At 61.7% G+C, this 15,940-nt stretch carries 14 protein-coding genes; 10 read left to right on the top strand and 4 right to left on the bottom strand.

Annotated elements, in window-relative coordinates:
* Window positions 1-282 precede the first annotated feature (282 nt).
* Genes cobJ through cobG form a run of 4 tightly spaced genes read right to left on the bottom strand, consistent with a single transcriptional unit; the run spans window position 283 to window position 4,631 of the window.
* Window positions 283-1,980, bottom strand: a complete 1,698-nt coding sequence (cobJ, locus tag ACIOYV_RS24905) for a precorrin-3B C(17)-methyltransferase (protein WP_401327882.1) — start codon at window positions 1,978-1,980, stop codon at window positions 283-285.
* Entirely contained in the window at window positions 1,980-2,714 is a 735-nt protein-coding gene (locus ACIOYV_RS24900; RefSeq protein WP_204280778.1) for a precorrin-2 C(20)-methyltransferase, read from the bottom strand. Before ACIOYV_RS24900 ends, cobJ begins: the two co-directional genes overlap by 1 nt.
* Entirely contained in the window at window positions 2,711-3,337 is a 627-nt protein-coding gene (locus tag ACIOYV_RS24895) for a precorrin-8X methylmutase (RefSeq protein ID WP_401327878.1), read from the bottom strand. The genes ACIOYV_RS24900 and ACIOYV_RS24895 overlap by 4 nt, the downstream gene beginning before the upstream one ends.
* Complete coding sequence (gene cobG, locus ACIOYV_RS24890) at window positions 3,330-4,631, bottom strand: precorrin-3B synthase (RefSeq protein WP_401327875.1); 1,302 nt, start codon at window positions 4,629-4,631, stop codon at window positions 3,330-3,332. The genes ACIOYV_RS24895 and cobG overlap by 8 nt, the downstream gene beginning before the upstream one ends.
* Window positions 4,632-4,775: 144 nt before the next feature.
* On the opposite strand from cobG, the gene cbiE reads away from it, so the two are divergent.
* The 10 genes from cbiE to ACIOYV_RS24840 all read left to right on the top strand — a co-directional run bounded on the left by cbiE (window position 4,776) and on the right by ACIOYV_RS24840 (window position 15,919).
* Window positions 4,776-5,984 carry a precorrin-6y C5,15-methyltransferase (decarboxylating) subunit CbiE gene (cbiE, locus tag ACIOYV_RS24885; RefSeq protein WP_401327872.1) on the top strand — a complete coding sequence of 403 codons (1,209 nt, stop codon included), beginning with the start codon at window positions 4,776-4,778 and terminating at the stop codon, window positions 5,982-5,984.
* Complete coding sequence (locus ACIOYV_RS24880) at window positions 5,977-7,074, top strand: cobalt-precorrin-5B (C(1))-methyltransferase (protein WP_401327869.1); 1,098 nt, start codon at window positions 5,977-5,979, stop codon at window positions 7,072-7,074. The genes cbiE and ACIOYV_RS24880 overlap by 8 nt, the downstream gene beginning before the upstream one ends.
* A complete protein-coding gene (locus tag ACIOYV_RS24875; protein ID WP_401327866.1) occupies window positions 7,071-7,844 on the top strand; it encodes a cobalt-precorrin-6A reductase in 774 nt (257 codons plus the stop codon). Before ACIOYV_RS24880 ends, ACIOYV_RS24875 begins: the two co-directional genes overlap by 4 nt.
* A gap of 214 nt (window positions 7,845-8,058) precedes the next feature.
* Window positions 8,059-8,370: a hypothetical protein gene (locus ACIOYV_RS24870; protein WP_401327863.1), complete on the top strand. Its 312-nt coding sequence runs from the start codon at window positions 8,059-8,061 to the stop codon at window positions 8,368-8,370.
* Window positions 8,371-8,418: 48 nt separating this feature from the next.
* Window positions 8,419-8,817 carry a DUF2946 domain-containing protein gene (locus ACIOYV_RS24865; protein ID WP_054044040.1) on the top strand — a complete coding sequence of 133 codons (399 nt, stop codon included), beginning with the start codon at window positions 8,419-8,421 and terminating at the stop codon, window positions 8,815-8,817.
* 48 nt (window positions 8,818-8,865) lie between these two features.
* A complete protein-coding gene (locus ACIOYV_RS24860) occupies window positions 8,866-9,345 on the top strand; it encodes a copper chaperone PCu(A)C (RefSeq protein ID WP_054616360.1) in 480 nt (159 codons plus the stop codon).
* A 20-nt stretch (window positions 9,346-9,365) separates the two neighbouring features.
* Window positions 9,366-9,794 (top strand): DUF2946 domain-containing protein, encoded by a 429-nt coding sequence (locus ACIOYV_RS24855; RefSeq protein ID WP_401327859.1) that lies wholly within the window; start codon window positions 9,366-9,368, stop codon window positions 9,792-9,794.
* A 243-nt stretch (window positions 9,795-10,037) separates the two neighbouring features.
* Window positions 10,038-12,113, top strand: a complete 2,076-nt coding sequence (locus ACIOYV_RS24850) for a TonB-dependent copper receptor (RefSeq protein WP_401327856.1) — start codon at window positions 10,038-10,040, stop codon at window positions 12,111-12,113.
* Window positions 12,114-12,265: 152 nt separating this feature from the next.
* Window positions 12,266-13,645 (top strand): PepSY-associated TM helix domain-containing protein, encoded by a 1,380-nt coding sequence (locus ACIOYV_RS24845; RefSeq protein WP_401327853.1) that lies wholly within the window; start codon window positions 12,266-12,268, stop codon window positions 13,643-13,645.
* A 150-nt stretch (window positions 13,646-13,795) separates the two neighbouring features.
* A complete protein-coding gene (locus tag ACIOYV_RS24840) occupies window positions 13,796-15,919 on the top strand; it encodes a TonB-dependent receptor (protein WP_401327851.1) in 2,124 nt (707 codons plus the stop codon).
* Window positions 15,920-15,940 lie beyond the last annotated feature (21 nt).

Below are 15,940 nucleotides of genomic sequence, written 5' to 3'. Positions count from 1 at the left end.
TCGAGCACAGCCGAACGAAAATAAAACGAACGGCAGTGCAACATTTATAACGAGTTAACCCAGCAGAACTATTCTTCGATAATCCATCTTTCAACGCTGAAAGGCGGAGCAACTGAAAGCCAAACTATCGACTCAGACCCCACTTATCAAATCGCAAAGATATTCAATTAGTGTCTACACAACTTGAAACTCAAGCACCGGCAATACGGGATTGAATAACCCATACCGGATATAACAGAGTCCCATAAAAAAACGCCTCAAAAGAGGCGTTTTAATAGTTGGTTAACCGACGGGCTTATCACCATACCAACGTGGCGTATAAACCCATTCGCCCCCCTCGGCACGCGGGAACACGCACGTGGTGGACGAGCCGATCAGCACCATGGTGCGCATGTCCACTTGATCCGGGGTCAATTGCCCCAGCGTGGTCACGCGCAACGTCTGGCCCGGACGGCCAATGTCACGGCCCAGCACCACCGGTGTTGCGGCGGTGCGATGTTGTGCGACGATCTCCAGTGCGCGGCCCAATTGCCATGGACGTGATCGGGAAATCGGGTTGTAGAAAGCCAGGGCCAGGTCGGCTTGAGAGGCCAGGTCGAGGCGCTTCTCGATGATCGACCACGGCTTGAGGTTGTCCGACAGCGACATCACACAGAAGTCATGCCCCAGCGGCGCACCGGCCTGGGCCGCCGTGGCCAGGGAAGCGGAAACGCCGGGCAGGATTTCAAGATCGACGTTGTGCCAGTTCGCATCGCTCGATTCGTGCAAGGCTTCCAAAACCGCCGCCGCCATGGCGAACACGCCCGGATCACCGGACGACACCACCACCACCGAACGCCCCTGGGCCGCGAGTTCGAAGGCGTGACGGGCACGCTGCATTTCTTCGCGGTTGTCGGTGCAGTGCATCACTTGATCGGCGCGGAACGGCCCGGCCATGCGCACGTAGGTTTCATAACCCAGCACATCGTTGGCCCGGGCCAGCTCTGCTTTCACCGCCGGCACCATCAGTTCAGCAGCGCCAGGGCCCAGACCGATCACGGCCAGACGACCGCGCGGGCGGCCGATCAGCAGTGGATCGAGCGGTTCGGCAGCGACCACGATGGCCATCGAGCCGTCGACTTCGATAGCCGTCAGCAGCGCCGGCACAGCATCCCGACCCTGTTCCAGCGCCGTCCCGGATCGAGCGCCGAAACGCAGTGGCACACCCAGTTCCAGCGCCGCTTCGCGCAATGCGCTGTTGGCCATGTCGCGTTCATCGGCCAACAAACAGGCCAGCGATTGCACTGCGATGTTCGCGTCATGCAACGCCGCACGAATGGCTTCTGCCGTTCCCGTCGTCACCGCCACCAGCACATTGCGCGGGTAGATCAGCAGCTCATTGGCATTCGGCTGGCGCTCGGCATGCCCGACATGAATCGCCAATCGCGCTTGCTGATTCTCCGGCAACTGCGCCTCGGCCAGCCACGGCGCCGGGCCTTCAATGCGCACGGATTCGCCCGCGAGCAAGTCCGACACGAAGCGCTTGCCCAACTCCAGATCGCCGAGGGCATAACCACTGGGCGGGTTGAGCAGGCAGGTGCCGAAACGCAGTTCACCGCTGGTGGTGATGGCTGCGGCGACATCCAGCGCGGCGGCGATTTCCCGCGCCAACACATTCACCCCGCCCAGGCCACCGAGCAGCGGCACCACGGCGCTGCCGTCCTCGGCCACGGCCAGCACCGGCGGCTCGGCGCCTTTCTCCAGCAACAATGGCGCCAGGGTGCGGATGACAATGCCGGCCGCACACAGGGCGATGATCGGTGTGTCCTGCTGGTAGAGCTCACGCAAAGTCGCGCCGAACTCGGTATAGGTACGGTCGGCGCCGTCAACCCGCCCGGCCAGACCGTGAATCACGGCGTCCGGGTAGCGCTGCTGAATCCTGCGCGCCGTGGCGAGGCTGCCATTGCCAAGAATGACAATCGCTGGTGCAGGACGACCCATCACCCTTGCCACCGTTCACCGGGGACGATGATCAGCGAGAAGTACGGCGAGGACATCGGCTCGACTTCATCCAGCGGAACGATTTTCTGGTTGGCCATGGTTGCGCGTTCGACGTACAGCGCGCGCCCGTCCATGCCCAGTTCTTCCAGCACCTGGCGCACCTTGGGAAAGTTGCGCCCCAGCTTCATGATCACTGCGGCATCGGCATCGGCCAGGCGTCGCTTGAGTTCTTCATGAGGCAGCACGCCGGACAACACCGACAAACTCTGATTGCGATACACCAGCGGCGAACCCAGCACCGAGGCGCCGCCAAGCATCGAGCACACGCCCGGCACCACTTCGGCGACGTAACGCTCGGCCAGGCGATCGTGCAGGTACATATAGGAGCCGTAGAAGAACGGATCGCCCTCGCAGATCACCGCCACATCGCGGCCGGCATCCAGGTGTTCGGCGAGCTGCTCGGCGGCGGTGTCGTAGAAATCGCTGATCACTTGTTCGTAGGACAACGGCGCCGGCAACGCTTCAGTGGTCACCGGGTACACCAGCGGCAACAGGTTTTGCGCTTCTTGCAGGTGCGCTTCGATGATGCCGAACGCGTTGCCTTTTTTGCCCTTGGCGACGAAGTACGCCACCACCGGCGACTCGCGCAGCAGGCGCAGGGCTTTGACGGTAATCAGTTCAGGATCACCGGGGCCCACGCCCAGGCCGATCAAGCGTCCAGGTTGCTGCATCATTCGATCTCCGTAGCGAGGGCGTTGACAGCGGCGGCGGCCATGGCGCTGCCGCCCAGCCGACCTTGCATGATCACGAACGGCACACCGCGACTGTCCGCCGCGAGCATGGCCTTGGATTCGGCGGCACCGACGAAGCCCACCGGGAAGCCGAGGATCAGCGCCGGTTTCGGCGCGCCGGCGTCGATCATTTCCAGCAGGTAAAACAGCGCGGTCGGTGCGTTGCCGATCACCACAACGCTGCCTTCCAGGTACGGGCGCCACAGTTCCAGCGCAGCGGCGGAGCGGGTGTTGCCCAGCTCGCGGGCCAGCTCTGGAACGCTCTCGTCGCGCAAAGTGCAGATCACTTGATTGTTAGCCGGAAGGCGCGCACGGGTCACGCCTTCGCTGACCATCCGCGCATCGCACAGGATCGGCGCACCGGCCGCCAGCGCATCGCGCCCGGCCTTGCCGGCGCCGTCGGAGAATTGCAGACCGTCGATGGCCTCGACCATGCCGCAGGCGTGGATCACCCGCACGGCGAGTTTTTCCAGGTCGGCCGGGATGCGCGAGAGGTTGGCCTCGGCGCGAATGATCGCGAAGGAGTTGCGATAGATCTCCTGACCGTCGCGGATGTAATCAAGCATCTAGGGGGCTCCGTGAGCGGGCGTCGAGCAAGGTCGCGACCGCTTCAATAGTAAGGTTGCGTGCGTGCAGCGCGCCGAAACCCGGCAGCGCTGCATCGCGAAAATAGAGGTCGTAGTGACCGGGTGACACTGCCAGCAAAGTGACTGGCGCAACGTGCGCGGCCGCGCAGGAACGCGAGCAGCCAGACAGATGCACATTCTGGATTTGACCGTGACGTTGCAGCAGTGCCGCCAATTGCAGGGCATCGCCCTTGGTGTCCGCCAGGCCTTTGCCGCAACCGGCGGAACCGGTGCAAGCGATCAGATGCGCCAAGGCATCGTCGACCGAACAGCGCAGGCCGAGAGTTTCCAGGTTGTGGATAACTTCAGCGGCGTCGCGCTCTTGGATATTGGGCAGCAGCAGACTTTGCCATGGTGTAAACCGCAGGCTGCCATCGCCATGTAAACGGGCGAATTTTGCGGCGCCCCGGAGCATGGCGGCGTCGAGTCGGCCCAATGGCGGAACTGCGCCGACATAGAAACGCTCGGGTTCACGCTGTGGATAAGCACCGATCGGCGGCATGCTTGAGGCACGCGGCACGCTGGTGAAGGGCACTAGCGGCACTCGTTCGGCCAATTGCGCGATAAACCCGGCCACCGGTTGCTCGGCCAGCAGATGACGCATGCGCGTCTGCTCGGGGCGGGCCAGGTCGAGGAACAGTTCAAGCACCGCGATCACCAGTGCGTGACCATCCTCCAGCCGCACCGCACCGATCGGCATCTCCGTCGGGCAACCGGCCAGACCGAAAGCCAACAGGCACTCACCATCTTGTTCAACGGCGCTCAGCCACAGGTCATGGTGATGTTCGAGCATCGCCAGCGCTTCGCCGCCATCGAGCTGCACGGCGAACTTGGCGCTCAGCTCGTGGAAACGTTCATGGCTTTGCAGGCTGGCGAGGATCTGTTCGGCCAACGGGCGCGTATCGAGCAGCATCTGCCGGTCGATCCCGGCGCTCGGGCTGAGCATCAGGTTGCGCACATCATCGCCCGCCGCCGTCCTCGGCCCCAATCCGGCGGCCAACAGGCCCTCGATCAATGCCGTCTCTTCGCTGCCAATCCCGCGAATCTGCAGGTTGGCGCGGTTGGTCGCCTCGATCACCCCGCCGGCGAAGCGCTCGGCGGCATCGGCCACCGCGTCAGCCTGCTCGGCACTGATCGAGCCGCCATTCAACTTGATCCGGCAGATCCCGCCATCCAGCGCCTGGACAATACGCAGCAACCCCGGGCAGGCCGAGGGGCGTAAGGCTTGGGACATCGGGCGTTCGTTCAAGGGGGCGGCCGGCTATGTGGGAAAGGCGCTTCGCGGGCGAAGGCGCGGTATTATGCCTGCTTTGTTCGACGGCATGAAAAGCCTGCCCGTCGGAACAGTCCGTTTGCGGACTTTTTTTGAGGACGGTAGATGTCACCCTGGCTGACAGTAGTAGGTATCGGTGAAGACGGCTTCAAGGGCCTGGGCAAGAACGCCCGACGGGCGCTGCTGGGCGCTTCGCGGATCATTGGCGGCCAGCGCCAACTGGATTTGCTGCCGGTGTGCATCCGTGGCGAGCGGCAATTGTGGCCATGTCCGTTTTCCCTTGCCCCGGTGCTGGAGCGCCATGGCGAGCCGGTGTGCGTGCTGGCCAGCGGCGATCCGATGTTCTTTGGCGTCGGCGCCAGCCTTGCGCGGCAAGTGCCTGCGGAGCAGATGCTGATCTTGCCGGCGCCCTCTTCCTGTTCCCTCGCGGCGGCGCGGATGGGCTGGCCGTTGCAGGAGGTGCTGACGCTTTCGGTGGTAGCTCGACCGGTTGCGGCGCTCAATGCGCACCTGTTCAGTGGGGTGCGGTTGTTGGTGTTGAGTAATGATGGGCAGAGCCCGGCGGCCATCGCGGCGTTGCTGCGTGAGCGGGGTTTTGGGCCGAGTCGTTTTAGCGTCCTCGAACATCTGGGCGGTGATGCAGAACGGCGTATCGACAGTGTTGCCAGCGACTGGACCGCAGAGGTTGCCGATCTCAACGTGATCGCCATCGAATGCATCGCCGAACCGCACACATCGCGCTTGTCCCGACTGGCCGGGTTACCCGACTCCGCCTTCCAGCATGACGGCCAACTGACCAAACGCGACGTGCGCTCCATCACCCTCGCCCGCCTCGCGCCGACACCCGGCGAACTGTTGTGGGACGTTGGCGCCGGCAGCGGCTCGATCGGCATCGAATGGATGCGCGCGCACCCGAGCTGTCGGGCTCTGGCCATCGAGGCGGATGACGGTCGGCAATTGTTGATCGAACACAACCGCGATGCACTTGGCGTTCCGGGCTTGCAACTGATTCGCGGCAGCGCGCCGCAAGCATTGGCCGGGCTCGAATCTCCGGACGCGATTTTCATCGGTGGCGGCGTAACTCGCGAAGGTGTGCTCGACACTTGCTGGGCCGCGCTGAAACCTGGCGGCCGACTGATCGCCAACGCCGTCACGCTGCAAAGCGAAATGACCCTGATGGCCTGGCGCGAACAACATGGTGGCGAGCTGACCCGCATCCACATTGCCCAGGCGCAGCCGTTGGGCGAGTTCGATACCTGGCGTCAGGCGCTACCAATTACCTTGCTCGATGTGACGAAACCGCTCGATGCGTGACGAAACCGCCGAACAACCCGCGCCCCTGCGCAGCGGCCTGACCACCGGCAGCTGCGCCACCGCCACCAGCCTCGCCGCCGCACGCCTGTTGCTCAGCGGCCTATCGGCGGATGCGGTGGAAATCGTCCTGCCCAAAGGCAAGCAAGTGCAGATGCGCCTGGAGTTTTGCCGTTTGCGCGACGACGGTGCCGAGGCTGGCACGATCAAGGACGCCGGGGATGACCCGGACGTGACCCACGGCGCGTTGCTCTATTCCCACGTGCGTCTGGGCACCGAGCCCGGCATTCGTTTTATTGCTGGCCGCGGCGTCGGCACCGTCACCCGGCCGGGCCTGGTGTTGGGCGTTGGCGAACCGGCGATCAATCCGGTACCGCGCAAGATGATCACCGATCACCTGACTTTACTGGCTGAAGAATTGAGCTACAGCGGCGGTTTCGAAGTCACGGTCAATGTCGAGAACGGCGAAGCCCTGGCACTGAAAACCATGAACCCGCGCCTGGGGATTCTCGGCGGATTATCGATCCTCGGCACCAGCGGCATCGTCCGACCGTTTTCCTGCGCGGCGTACATTGCCTCGATCCACCAGGGCATCGACGTTGCGAAAACCAACGGCTACCTGCACATCGCCGCCTGCACCGGCAACGCCAGCGAAGACACCATGCGCCGGGTCTACGACCTGCCGGAAATCGCCCTGATCGAAATGGGCGACTTTGTCGGCGCGGTGCTCAAACATTTGCGCCGAGTGCCTGTGGATAAACTCAGTATTTGCGGCGGCTTCGGCAAGATCAGCAAACTGGCGGCCGGGCACATGGATCTGCACAGTCGGCATTCGAGCATCGACCTGCCGCAACTGGCGGAATGGGCGGCGGCGATTGGCGCTGATGCGGCGTTGCAGCAATCGATTCGCGAGTCCAATACCAGTCAGCAGGCGTTGGCCATGGCCAGTGCTGTTGGCATCGCGCTGGGGGATGAAGTGTGTCGGCATGCGCTGGAGTTTGCTCGCAGTGTGGTGCCGGCTCAGGTTCAGGTCGAGGTGTTTGCGATTGATCGTCAGGGTGGGATTGTTGGCCATGCGGGAGCTTTTCAATGAAGCGGATGTTGCTGCTCGGTGGCGTGACGGAAGCGTTGGCCATCGCTCGTACCCTCGGGCCGGAACACATTTACAGCCTGGCTGGCGTCGGTCGTGTGCCGACGGATTTGACCTGTCAGGTTCGCGTTGGCGGTTACGGCGGCGCGGAAGGTCTGGCGCAATTCATCCGCGATGAAGGCATCGAACTGCTGCTGGACGCCACCCACCCCTACGCCGCACAAATCAGCCAGAACGCCGCGACCGCCGCGCAGTTGAGCGGCATCCCGTGCTGGGCCCTGCGACGCCCGGCCTGGCAACCACAGCCCGGCGATGACTGGCGCGAAGTCAGCGACTGGGCGCAATTGATCGAAGCCCTGAAGCCGTTCCACCGACCGCTGTTCACCCTCGGTCGCGAACCACTGCAACACCTGCACGAAATCCCGCCCGAGCAATTCTGGACCCTGCGCGCCCTCGACGTTTACCCCGGCAACGAACGCTGCGAAGTCATCGGCGCACGCGGGCCTTTTGTGATCGAGGAAGAACGCGAACTGTTTGAACGTCGGCAGATCGACGTGCTGATCAGCAAAAACAGCGGCAGCACCGCGACTGAGCCGAAACTGGAAGTGGCACGGGAGCGTGGGGTGCCGGTGTTGGTGTTGAAGCGGCCGGTTTTGGCGGGGGTTGAGCGGGAGTTTGGGTCGGTGACGGCGGTACTGACTGCCCTCAGAGTCGAGTCCCCCCATATCTGTAGCAGCTGGCGAAGCCTGCGTTCGGCTGCGCAGCAGTCGTAATTCTGGCAACGCGGTGTTCAGGTAAACCTCAGTGACAGGATTGGCGACTGCTGCGCAGCCGAACGCAGCCTTCGGCAGCTGCTACAGGGATGCGAAACGCCCTACCTCTCTATCGGACCTTACACACAAAATCGTCCTAATCGACTGACTGGTGGTATTTCAGGCCCTGTTCTATGTTCCTGAGCACCCATGAGCAACCTTCCCAGAGAGCTAAATGTCAGAAAAATTCGCTCGTTTCGATATCACCGAATTTCTCCAGACACCTGCCGATCTATTCAATTACATCAAGGCCTGTGAAGACGAAGACCCAGGCGATGGGAGCCTCAATCGTGCAGCGGTCAAGGACGTCACACAGACCATCCAGGCAAGAATCCAAAGTGACTCGCAATTTGCCCAGGCACTCCGAATCGAAGTCGCTACACTCTTTCATAACGGTGAGCCGGAAATTGCTCGCAGGTTGTTGCTCCTATTGATCGAGGCGCTGCGACACCACACCGCACGCCGCTTTTTTACTTATCGGCCCTGATCAGGCTAAATAGCCGCGCCTGATCGCCCACCCAACCGGATCTGTCCCATGTCCCGACAACGGCTCGCATTTGCCTGGATCGCCTGCTTTGCAGTGCTGTTCAATATGCTCGCCATGCCGATGACGGGTGCGATGGCGCAGTCGGCGAAGTCACCCGCCGAGCAGTTGTTGTGGGGCTCTTTCTGCACGTCCAGCGGCACGAAGATGGTGGCGATTTCCCTGGGCAAAATTGAACAGAAAGCCCCGCAGAACGACGATCATTCCAACATGCAGCATTGCTGGTGTTGCTCGGGTTCCGCGCCGTTGGTGGCTCTGCCTGGGCATGTGCCGCAGTTGTATTTCGCGCGGTTCGAGGCCAATCGCAGCCTGCCCGCCGCTTCTCTCGATACACCCACACCGCGCCAGCAATGGCCGAGTCTCAACCCCCGCGCTTCCCCTCTGGTGTGATTCCTTCTCGCAATTGACCTGCGTTTTGAATCGTTCTGGAGAACTGCCATGTTGAACAAACTCATCGTCCTGGCCGCGTTGCTGTTGCCTGCCTGCTTTGCCAATGCCCATGAATACAAGGCCGGCGAGCTGGAAATCGCCCATCCGTGGTCGCAAGAGTTGCCTCCCAACGCGCCCACCGTGGCGGCTTACTTCGTGATTCAAAACACCGGAAAAAGCGCTGACCGCTTGCTGAGCGTCGACTCGCCGATTGCCGAAGTCGCCCAGTTGCATGAGCACGTCATGCAAAACGACCTGATGAAAATGCAGCAGGTGCCGAGCGTCGAAATCCCGGCTGGCGGCAATATCACCTTTGCGCCGATGGCCTATCACGTAATGCTGCTGAACCTGAAAGACCGCAGCCTGTTGAGCGACGGCAAGCGCTTCCCGCTGACCATGCACTTTGAAAAGTCCGGTGACGTGACCGTTGACGTTTCAGTGCAGAAGAAGCCGCCGGAAGACCTGCAAATGCACGCCCACGCCCAGTAATCGCCTGAGCCGCCAACGCCATGCGCCCGCTTAGCGCCAGGTCCTCCACACACCGTCGTCAGTCGTCAGGACTGACCCGCGGTAGCTGGATCAGCCTGTTCGCCATGCTGATGATCTTTATCGGCCCACTGATTTCCCAGTCGATGCCGATGGATCAGCGCGCCTCGATGTCCATGAGCATGAACATGTCGATGGACATGAACATGGACGGGCACGGTGAACAGGCTGAAGAACACTGCCCACCGCAAGCAGAACACCACGCGCTCTGGGAAAAATGCGGCTATTGCAGCCTGCTGTTCAACTGCCCGGCGCTGACTGGCGGTCAGACTTTCGTCGCCTTCGATTCAACGCCCACCGCCACTTTCACCACACCCTCCCCTCGCCTGGGCCACGCCCGGCAAACCTTCTTCCCCGGAGCCCGAACCCGCGCTCCACCCATCGCGTCGTAAACACCCACCCCGATTTCACACGGTTTAGAAGATAGCCAAAGGCTCGATACCGGTCAGTCAAGGGTTTGAATACAGTTCCTGTGGGAGCGAGCTTGCTCGCGATGACGGTTGCACATTCAACACATGTGTTGCCTGTCAGTTAGCTATCGCGAGCAAGCTCGCTCCCACATGGACCACCCTTGACCTTCCGGGATTGCGCAGGCTGTCGGCCGTGTCGTTTACGACTGTTCGATGGAAATTGTCATGTCCAGGTTTTCTGCTGACACACGCTTGAGTTGCACCCACGCCACCGCTTTCCTGTGCGGCGTTTTGCTGTCGCCGATGGTGCTGGCCGATGAACACGCCGGTCACACCGAAGAATTAAGCCCGACGGTGATCACCGCCATCGCCCCAAGTTCGCCGCTGACCGTCGTCACCAACCCCAAGGATCCGCGCCAACCGGTGCCGGCCAGCGACGGTGGCGATTATTTGAAGACCATTCCCGGCTTCGCCCTGGTGCGCAATGGCGGCACCAACGGTGACCCGGTGCTGCGCGGCATGTTCGGCTCGCGGCTGAATATCCTCACCAACGGCAGCATGATGCTCGGCGCCTGCCCCGGTCGCATGGACGCGCCGACCTCTTACATCTCGCCGGAAACCTACGACAAGCTCACCGTGATCAAAGGCCCGCAAACCGTGCTCTGGGGACCGGGCGCCTCCGCCGGCACGATCCTGTTTGATCGCGAACCGGAACACTTCGGCGAACTCGGCACCCGGGTCAACGCCAGCGTCCTGGCCGGCTCCAACGGTCGCTTCGACAAAGTGGTGGATGCCGCGGCTGGCGGGCCTCTGGGCTATGTACGGGTAATCGGCAACACCGCGCATTCCGACGACTACAAGGACGGCAACAACGACACCGTGGCGTCGCGCTACGACAAGTGGAACGGCGATGTCGCCGTCGGCTGGACCCCGGACGCCGACACCCTGCTGGAACTCACCGCCGGCAAGGGCGATGGTGAAGCGCGTTACGCCGGACGAGGCATGGACGGTTCGCAGTTCAAGCGCGAAAGCCTCGGGCTGCGCTTCGAGAAGTCCAACATCGGCGACGTGCTGGATAAGGTCGAAGCGCAGGTCTATTACAACTACGCCGACCACGTGATGGACAACTACACCCTGCGCACACCATCTGGCACCGGGATGATGGCGGGGCCGATGGCCTCCAACGTCGACCGCCGCACCCTCGGCGCGCGGATCAAGGCGACCTGGCGCTGGGCCGATGTGCAGTTGATCAGCGGGATAGATGCGCAGACCAACGAGCATCGCCAGCGCAGCAGCATGGGCATCGACACCTACAAGGAACTGCCCTACACCAAGGACGCCGACTTCCATAACTACGGCGTGTTCAGCGAACTGACCTGGTACGCCGCCGACCGTGATCGCGTGATCACCGGCGCGCGAGTGGACCGCGCCTCGGCCAAGGATTATCGGCAGACCGTCGACGCCGGGATGATGAGCATGCCGAATCCGACGGCAGACAAAACCCGCGCCGACACCCTGCCCAGCGGTTTCGTGCGCTACGAGCACGACCTGGCCGACAGCCCGACCACGCTCTACGCCGGCCTCGGTCACGCCCAACGGTTCCCGGATTACTGGGAGCTGTTTTCACCGGATGCCGGGCCTGCCGGTTCGGTGAATGCCTTCGATTCGATCAAGCCCGAGAAAACCACCCAGCTCGACTTCGGCCTGCAATACAAGACCGAAGACCTCGAAGCCTGGGCCTCGGGTTATGTCGGCCAAGTGCGCGATTACATCCTGTTCAACTACACGCCTGGAATGATGGGCACCACCTCGCAAGCGCAGAACATCGACGCGCGAATCATGGGCGGTGAATTGGGTGCGGCTTACAAACTGACGTCGAACTGGAAGGCCGACGCGACCTTGGCCTACGCCTGGGGCAAGAACAGCAGCGACGGCAAGGCACTGCCGCAGATGCCGCCGCTGGATGCACGTTTCGGCCTGACCTACAGCGAAGACAACTGGAGTGCCGGGGCGCTGTGGCGCGTAGTCGCGGCGCAAAACCGCATCGACCAGAACAAGGGCAACGTGGTCGGCAAGGACTTCGACAAGAGCTCGGGTTTCGGCGTGTTCTCGCTGAACGGCGCGTACCGCATCAACAAGAACTGGAAGGTCAGCACCGGCGTCGACAACGTGTTCGGCAAGGCGTACGCCGAGCACTTGAACCTGGCGGGGAATGCCGGTTTCGGCTACCCGGCCAATGATCCACAAGCCATCAACGAACCGGGGCGCACGCTCTGGACCAAGGTGGATATGAGTTTCTAAAAAGCTTCGCGGGCAAGCCTCGCTCCTACAGGTCCAGCACCGCTCCCACAGGGACAGCGCAAAACTTGAAGGGTGAGCTGGCTCGCGATGGGTTGCGAAGGAACCGCACATCAACAACTAAAACAGATCCATGCCAAAGCGGAGCACAACCGATGAAACAGCCCAAACCGAATTTCTACAACCTGGCCTGGCGCTGGCATTTCTATGCCGGGTTATTCGTCGCGCCATTCATGGTGATGCTGGCCCTGACCGGCGTGATCTACCTGTTCAAACCGCAACTCGATCCGTTGATGTACGGCAGCCTGATGAACGTCCCGGCCGGGCATCACGCGGTGTCCGCCGATGACCTGCTCAAGCGGGTGAAAGCGGCGTATCCAGAGGGCCAGATCAAACAATACCTGCCACCACCCAACGCGGAACGCAGCGCGCAGTTTGTGGTGATCAATGCCGGCCACGAGCTCAACGTCTTCATCGACCCGTACCACGGCGACATCCTTGGCGAGCAAGACGCCAAGAAAAACCTGCAAGCCCTTGCCCGGTCGATTCATGGCGAGTTGATGATCGGCACCGTCGGTGATCGGCTGGTGGAACTCGCTGCTGGCTGGGGCGTGGTGCTGGTGGTGTCCGGCGTGTTCCTGTGGTGGCCGCGGGGTCAGTATGCCGGTGTATTGTGGCCGCGCTTGAACAGTCGAGGTCGTGTGCTGTGGCGTGATTTGCATGCGGTCACCGGGTTCTGGGGCGCGGCATTTCTACTGGTAATGCTGCTCAGCGGCATGACCTGGACCGGCTTCTGGGGCAAGCAATACGCCGAGGTCTGGAACACCTTCCCGGCGGCGATGTGGGACAACGTGCCGAAGTCCGACGTCGAGGCCCGCAGCCTCAACAGCGCTACCCGCCAGACCGTGCCTTGGGCGATGGAAAACACGCCGATGCCGATGTCCGGCGACCACGCCGAACACATGGCCCACGGCGCAGCACCGGCTGGTCCCGCCGCGCCGACCATCAGCCTGCAAGATGTGCAAAACATCGCCGTGCAACGCAAGGTCGAGCCGGGTTACAGCATCACCTTGCCGACCACCGCCACCGGTGTATTCACCATCGCGGTGTTCGCCGATGACCCGCGCAACGACGCCACCCTGCACGTCGATCAATACACCGGCGACGTCCTCGCCGACGTGCGTTTCGAGCAATACGGCAGCGTCGCCCGCGCCACGGAAATCGGCGTGATGCTGCATGAAGGCAAGATGTTCGGTGTGTTCAATCAGATCATTGTGCTGCTGATCTGCCTGATGATTCTGCTCAGTGCGGTGAGTGGCGTGGTGATCTGGTGGAAGCGTCGTCCACAGGGAAAATTCGGCGTTCCGCCGTTGCGCCATGACCTGCCGAAATGGAAAACCGGGGTGGCAATCATGCTCGTGCTGGCGGTGATTTTTCCGCTGGTGGGGGCTTCGCTGATTGTCGTGTGGGTGCTGGATCGGCTGCTGCTGTCGCGTTTCAACCGGCAAACTGAATCCACCTCACCGTCATCATGAATCAGGCGAGATGCGCGCATTAGAGGGATCTGTAGACTTCGCGCGCTTATCTCCCGGCCATTTTTAGTGTTACTGTATAACGCAAATGGACCGCCCTGCCCGCAACAGGATTGTTGCGGGTTTTCTTTGCAGAAGTGATTCACCGCCCCGATGAACAAGTACCTCTTGTCCAGCCTTTGCCTGCTCGCCCTGAATAACAGCAGTGCCCAGGCGCAACCGCTGACTCTGCCCACCGGCACCATCACCGCGACCGCCGTCGATGATGAAAGCGTCAGCCTGAACACGCCGACCACCGCCGGTTCGCGCCTGAAACTCACGGCGATGGAAACCCCGGCCAGTGTCGAAAGCCTGACCGGCGAACAGATCCGCGCCCGTGGTGATCGCAGCGTGCAGGACGCGGTATCGCGCAGCACCGGTATCAGCCGCACCGGCACGCCCGGCGATGGCGGCACGTCGTTGTCGGCGCGAGGGTTTACCGGGCAGGGTTCGGTGATGCAGTTGTATGACGGCAACCGCATGTACTCCGGCATGGGCACGGTGACGTTCCCGGTGGATACTTGGTCGGTGGAGCGCGTCGATGTGCTGCGCGGTCCGGCGTCGGTGTTGTACGGCGAAGGCGCGACCGGCGCGGTGGTCAATGTGATCCCGAAAAAGCCCTTCGACGGCGAGATCGAAAACCACCTGCGGGTCGGCTACGGTTCCTACGACAGTCAGCAGCAAGCCTTCGACAGCGGCGGTTCGCTGACCGACACCTTGAGCTATCGCTTGAACCTCAATCGCCTGCGCAGCAATGGTTGGGTGGATCGCGGTGACTCCTCCAGCGACTTCATCAGCGCCGCCCTGCGCTGGCAGGCGACCGACGATCTGGCGTTCACCTTGGCCCACGATTACGGCGATCAAAAGCCGATGAACTACTTCGGCACGCCGCTGATCAATGGCCACTTCAAGAACAGCCTGCGGGACAAGAACTACAACGTCAGTAACGACAAGCAGCACTACAACGACCAGTGGACGCGGCTGACCAGCGAATGGCAGATCTCAGATAACGTCAGTTCGAGCAACGAACTATATTACCTCAAGGCCCAGCGTCGCTGGCAGAACGCCGAGAACTACAACTTTGACCGCGACACCCAGCAACTGAGCCGCAGCGGTTATTTCGGCATCGGCCACACCCAGGAACAGATCGGTGATCGCCAGACCGTCACCTTCAAACACACCCTGTTCGGCCTCGACAGCCAGACCGTGACCGGCGTCGATTACAACCGCATCCGCTTCCAGCTCGACAGCAACTCGCCGTTCAACGACGTGCTGCCGAACGGGCAACCGGTGGACTTGTACCACCCGCAACCGGGTCGCTTTGAAAGTGCCGATCCGTATCGCAGTCAATTCCAGTCCACGACCAAACAGATGTCGGTGTTTGCGGAAAACCGCACGCAGCTTAGTGAGCGCTGGTCGTTGGTGACCGGTGTGCGCCGCGACTACGTGCATGTGGATCGCGACAACCTGGTAGACGGCAGCCAAAGCGACAAGACCCTGACCGGCAATAACTGGAAGGCCGGGCTGGTATTTGCCCTGACACCGGACACCTCGTTCTACGGCCAGTACGCCACCAGCACCGACGGCGTCGGCGGCCTGATTTCCCTGAGTCCGAGCCAGCAGCAATACGACCTCGCCACTGCCAAGCAGACCGAAATAGGTGTGAAGCAATTGTTCTGGGATCAGCGCGGCGAGTTCACGTTGGCGGCGTATCACATCGTCAAAAAGAAACTGCTGACCGACGATCCGGGCAACCCGACACTCAAGCAACAGGTCGGCCAGCAATCGTCGAATGGCATCGAAGCCAGCCTAGATTTGCAACTGCCCCACGCCTGGCAACTGCAAGCCAACGCCGCCATCGTCAAGGCAAAGTACGACGATTTTTCGGCGGTAGTGAACAGTGAAACCGTCTCGTACAACGGCAACCGCCCGAGCGATGTTCCGCGCCGAACCGCCAATCTGTGGCTGAGCAAAGCGATCAACCAAGACCTGAAAGCCGGTGCTGGCGTGCGCTATGTGGATGCGCGTTATGCGGACATGGCGAATCAGAATGAGTTGCCGAGCTACACCGTGGTCGATGCGACGCTGTCCTGGAAAGCGCTGCGCAATACGACGCTGGGGTTGCAGGTGAACAATCTGTTTGACCGGCAGTATGCGCAAAGCCAATACAATGAGGGGCAGCAGTGGATACTTGGGGAGCCGCGGTCTTTCTTTGTCACGGCTGATTACACCTTTTGATTCAATGGCCTCTTCGCGGGC

It is taken from the genome of Pseudomonas sp. NPDC087342, assembly GCF_044744265.1.
Taxonomy (GTDB): Bacteria; Pseudomonadota; Gammaproteobacteria; order Pseudomonadales; family Pseudomonadaceae; genus Aquipseudomonas; species Aquipseudomonas nunensis.
This window is presented reverse-complemented; position numbering and strand designations above follow the sequence as displayed.

Coding starts and splice junctions, on each gene's coding strand:
- cobJ (WP_401327882.1), bottom strand. CDS start 1,980: ATGGGTCGTCCTGCACCAGCGATTGTCATTCTTGGCAATGGCAGCCTC.
- ACIOYV_RS24900 (WP_204280778.1), bottom strand. CDS start 2,714: ATGATGCAGCAACCTGGACGCTTGATCGGCCTGGGCGTGGGCCCCGGT.
- ACIOYV_RS24895 (WP_401327878.1), bottom strand. CDS start 3,337: ATGCTTGATTACATCCGCGACGGTCAGGAGATCTATCGCAACTCCTTC.
- cobG (WP_401327875.1), bottom strand. CDS start 4,631: ATGTCCCAAGCCTTACGCCCCTCGGCCTGCCCGGGGTTGCTGCGTATT.
- cbiE (WP_401327872.1), top strand. CDS start 4,776: ATGTCACCCTGGCTGACAGTAGTAGGTATCGGTGAAGACGGCTTCAAG.
- ACIOYV_RS24880 (WP_401327869.1), top strand. CDS start 5,977: ATGCGTGACGAAACCGCCGAACAACCCGCGCCCCTGCGCAGCGGCCTG.
- ACIOYV_RS24875 (WP_401327866.1), top strand. CDS start 7,071: ATGAAGCGGATGTTGCTGCTCGGTGGCGTGACGGAAGCGTTGGCCATC.
- ACIOYV_RS24870 (WP_401327863.1), top strand. CDS start 8,059: ATGTCAGAAAAATTCGCTCGTTTCGATATCACCGAATTTCTCCAGACA.
- ACIOYV_RS24865 (WP_054044040.1), top strand. CDS start 8,419: ATGTCCCGACAACGGCTCGCATTTGCCTGGATCGCCTGCTTTGCAGTG.
- ACIOYV_RS24860 (WP_054616360.1), top strand. CDS start 8,866: ATGTTGAACAAACTCATCGTCCTGGCCGCGTTGCTGTTGCCTGCCTGC.
- ACIOYV_RS24855 (WP_401327859.1), top strand. CDS start 9,366: ATGCGCCCGCTTAGCGCCAGGTCCTCCACACACCGTCGTCAGTCGTCA.
- ACIOYV_RS24850 (WP_401327856.1), top strand. CDS start 10,038: ATGTCCAGGTTTTCTGCTGACACACGCTTGAGTTGCACCCACGCCACC.
- ACIOYV_RS24845 (WP_401327853.1), top strand. CDS start 12,266: ATGAAACAGCCCAAACCGAATTTCTACAACCTGGCCTGGCGCTGGCAT.
- ACIOYV_RS24840 (WP_401327851.1), top strand. CDS start 13,796: ATGAACAAGTACCTCTTGTCCAGCCTTTGCCTGCTCGCCCTGAATAAC.